This window comes from Streptomyces smyrnaeus (genome assembly GCF_017676345.1).
Taxonomy (GTDB): Bacteria; Actinomycetota; Actinomycetes; order Streptomycetales; family Streptomycetaceae; genus Streptomyces; species Streptomyces smyrnaeus.
On record NZ_JAFFZM010000052.1, the window covers coordinates 1 to 4047 of the forward strand.

Annotated in this window: 1 protein-coding gene; it reads left to right on the plus strand. The window is 72.5% G+C overall.

From position 1 onward, the window contains the following. Window positions 1-4047: type I polyketide synthase (locus JW613_RS35390; RefSeq protein ID WP_209215300.1), on the plus strand; the 4047-nt coding region annotated here is incomplete at both ends.

The window sequence follows — 4047 nt, forward strand, 5'->3', positions numbered from 1 at the left end:
GTTTCGTTGCGGGAGGTGGTGTTCGAGGGCAGTGCGGAGCGGTTGGAGCACACGACGTGTGCGCAGGCGGGGTTGTTTGCGCTGCAGGTGGGGCTGGCGCGGTTGTTGGGTTCGTTCGGGGTGCGTCCGGATGCGGTGGTGGGCCACTCCATCGGTGAGGTGAGTGCCGCGCACATCGCCGGGGTGTTCTCGCTGGAGGACGCGTGCGCGCTGGTGGCGGCCCGGGCGACGTTGATGGGGGCGCTGCCCGAGGGTGGGGCGATGGTGGCGGTGGAGGCGGGTGCCGATGAGTTGGCGCTGCCCGAGGGTGTGGCGGTTGCCGCGCTGAACACGCCCACCAGCACCGTGATCTCCGGTCCGGAGGAACCGGTGCTGGAGCTGGCGGCGGAGTGGAAGTCCCGGGGGCGTAAGACCAAGCGGCTGGCGGTCAGCCACGCTTTCCACTCTCCGTTGATGGAACCGATGCTGGAGGACTTCCGACGGGCCATCGAGGGCCTGGACTACCAGCCACTCTCCCTCCCACTGATCAGCAACCTGACCGGGCGGCCCGCCGACGAGCGCATCGCCACCCCCGGCTACTGGTGCGACCACATCCGCCAGCCGGTCCACTTCGCCCCCGCCCTCACCCATCTGGGCACCCACACCTACCTCGAACTCGGCCCCGACCCCGTCCTGACCACCGCCACCCAACACACCCTGGACAGCAATCCGCTGACCGTCCCGCTCCTCACCGCCAAGCAACCCGAGACGCGCGCCTTCGCCTACGCTCTCGCTCAACTCCACACCCATGGCCACGACATCGACTGGACCCCCTGGTTCCCGCCCGGACCCACCATCGATCTGCCCACCTACGCCTTTCAGCGCCAGCGCTACTGGCTCGACGGAACGGGGAGCGGTACCGGCGATGCCGTCGGGCTCGGGATGGTGGCGTCCGGGCACCCGTTGCTGGGCGGGGCGATGGAGGTTGCCGACGAGAGCAACGTGGTCCTGACGGGGCGGGTGGCGGCGTCGGGGGAGCAGCGTTGGTTGGCCGATCATCGGGTGTTGGGGTCGGTGCTGGTGCCTGGTGCGGCGATGGCGGAGTGGGCGTTGCGTGCGGCCGACGAGGTCGGGTGCGGCGGTGTCGAGGAACTGGTCCTGCAAGCACCGCTCGTACTGCCGGAGAACGGGGCGGTCAACGTCCAGGTACTGGTGGAGGCAGCAACGCCCGACGGCCGCCGCCGCATACGGATCTACGCACGGCCCGTCCAGGAGGAACATGACGCGAACGGCTGGCTGTGTCATGCCGAGGGCACGCTCGGGCCCCGGCCGGCTGCCGAGTCCGCTTCGGACGGGGAGTCCGTCTGGCCGCCTTCGAGTGCGGAGCCCGTGGACATCGACGGGTTCTACGAACGTGCTGCGGCCTTCGGATACGGGTACGGTCCGGCCTTCCAGGGGGTGCGGGCCGTCTGGCGGGACGGGCACGACGGGCGGGAACTGCTGGCGGAGGTGGAACTGCCGGAGGCGGCGGGCGGGCCCGAGGGGTTCGGGATCCATCCCGCGCTGCTGGACGCCGCGCTGCACCCCGGTCTCCTGCTGACCGAAGCCCCGGACGACGACCGGGCGTGGCTGCCGTTCGCCTGGAACGGTGTCGTGCTCCGGGCCGCCGACGCCACGACCGTACGGGTACGGATCACGGCCGGAGAGGAGGGGGCGCAGGGTGAACGCTCCCTGCGGGTGAGTGTGACGGACCCGCTCGGTGCGCCGGTGCTGAGTGTGGACTCGCTGGTGCTGTACCCGGTCGAGGCCGAACGACTGCGGGCGGCGGACAGGGACGACGGGCGAGCACTGTTCACCCTGGACTGGGTTCCGCTCGCCGACGACGCGAACGTCGCGCCGGGACCGGCTGCCGGGGAGGACTGGGCGGTGCTGGGCACCGATCCGCTTCCCGCACCGATGGACCCGGGCCCCACTGCCACTGCCACCGCCACCGGGTACGCCGATCTCGATGCGTTGGTGACGGCGCTCGACGCGGGGGCCGCCGCGCCCCCGGTGGTCCTGGCGGGCGTCGAGGCCGCCGGGGACGGACTGGAGACGACGCAGCACGTGCTGGCCCTCCTGCGGGGGTGGTTGGCCGAGGCACGGCTGGCCGACTCGCGACTGGTGGTGGTCACCAGGGGCGCCGTCGATGCCGATGACGGTGACGCCGACCCGGCGGGCGCAGCTGTGTGGGGGCTGGTGCGCAGCGCGCAGGTGGAGGAGCCGGACCGGTTCGTGCTGCTCGACCTCGGCGACGGCGCCGAGGTCGACACGGCGATCGGAGCGGTACGGAGCGCGCTGGCGGCCGACCGGCCGCAGGTGGCGGTGCGGGACGGGCGGGTGCTCGTACCCCGGCTGTCGCGCGGTGGCGAGAGCAGGCGCCGCGGCTCGGACGAACAACCGCCCGAGTTGGACCCGCACGGCACGGTGCTGATCACCGGTGGCACCGGAACGGTGGGCGGTCTGGTCGCCGAACATCTCGTTCGGTCGCGGGGCGTCGGTCATCTGGTGCTGGTCGGACGCCGAGGTCCGGAGGCTCCCGGTGCGCGGGACCTGGCCGAACGGCTCACCGGTCTCGGCGCCGATGTCCGCCTCGTCGCGGTGGACGTGGCCGATGCCGGGGCCGTCGACGAACTGGTCGCGGGGATCGACCCCGCGCATCCGCTCACAGGTGTGGTGCACGCGGCAGGCGTGCTGGACGACGCTGTACTGTCCGCGCAGTCGCCTGAGCGCCTGGCCCGCGTCTGGGCGCCGAAGGCTGCCGGGGCGCTGAATCTGCACCGGGCGACGGCGGATCTGCCGTTGAGCATGTTCGTACTGTTCTCCTCGGCCGCCGCCTGTCTGGGCAACGGCGGGCAGGCGAACTACACCGCCGCGAACGCCTTCTGCGACGGGCTGGCCGCCCACCGCCGGGCGGCCGGGCAGCCCGGAGTGTCGGTCGGGTGGGGCCTTTGGGACGAAGCGAGCGGCATGACCGGCCATCTGACGGAGGCCGACCGTGCACGGCTCAGCCGCTCGGGGAGCACGCCCCTGACCACCGAGCAGGCGCTGGCCCTCCTGGAGCTCGCCCTGCGGCACGGAGACCCCTATCTGTTGGCCGCGCATCTGAACCGGCGCGCTCTCGTCGCCTTCGGCGGTGGCGGCGCGGCGAGCGGACCGCAGCGCAGGGCCGCAGCGCGTGAAACCGGTGGTGCGGGCGGGGCAGCAGTCGGCACGGAACTGGCGGATCGGCTGGCGGAGCTGGACGAAACCGGTCGGCTGGAGGTGCTGCTCGGCGTGGTGGCCGACTGCGCGGCGGGCGCGCTCGGGCACCGTTCTGCCGACGAATTGCGCGTCGAGGCGTCGTTCAAGGACCTGGGATTCGACTCCCTGACCGCCGTGGAACTCCGGAACCGGCTGTCGGCCGCGACCGGCGTCCGCCTGCCCACCACCCTGGTGTTCGACTACCCGACACCGCAGGCGCTGGCCGGGTACCTGGTGACGCGGCTGAGCGATGCGTACGGCGGGCAAGGAGCAGCTGGTCGGAGCGTGGCTCGCGCCGCAGTTCGAGCCCCGGCCGTCGCGGCGGACGACGAGCCGATCGCGATCGTCTCCATGGCGGGCCGCTACCCCGGCGGCGTCGGTTCGCCGGAGGATCTGTGGGATCTGGTGGCCTCGGGGCGGGACGCGATCGGGGCGTTCCCGGACGACCGCGGCTGGGACCTGGCGGGGCTGTTCCACCCGGACCCGGACCATCCCGGGACCAGCTATGCGAGCGAGGGCGGTTTCGTTCGCGACGCCGCCGCGTTCGACGCGGCCTTCTTCGGGGTGAATCCACGTGAGGCGCTGGCCATGGACCCGCAGCAGCGGCTGCTGCTGGAGACGGCATGGCAGGTGCTGGAGCGCGCCGGGATCAAGCCGGGCACGCTGAAGGGCAGCCGGACCGGTGTCTACGCGGGCGTGATGTATCACGACTACGCGGTCGGCGCGGCGGGCGCCGACGCCCAGCTCGAGGGCTACGCGATGCTCGCCGGCTCCGGCAGCGTGGTC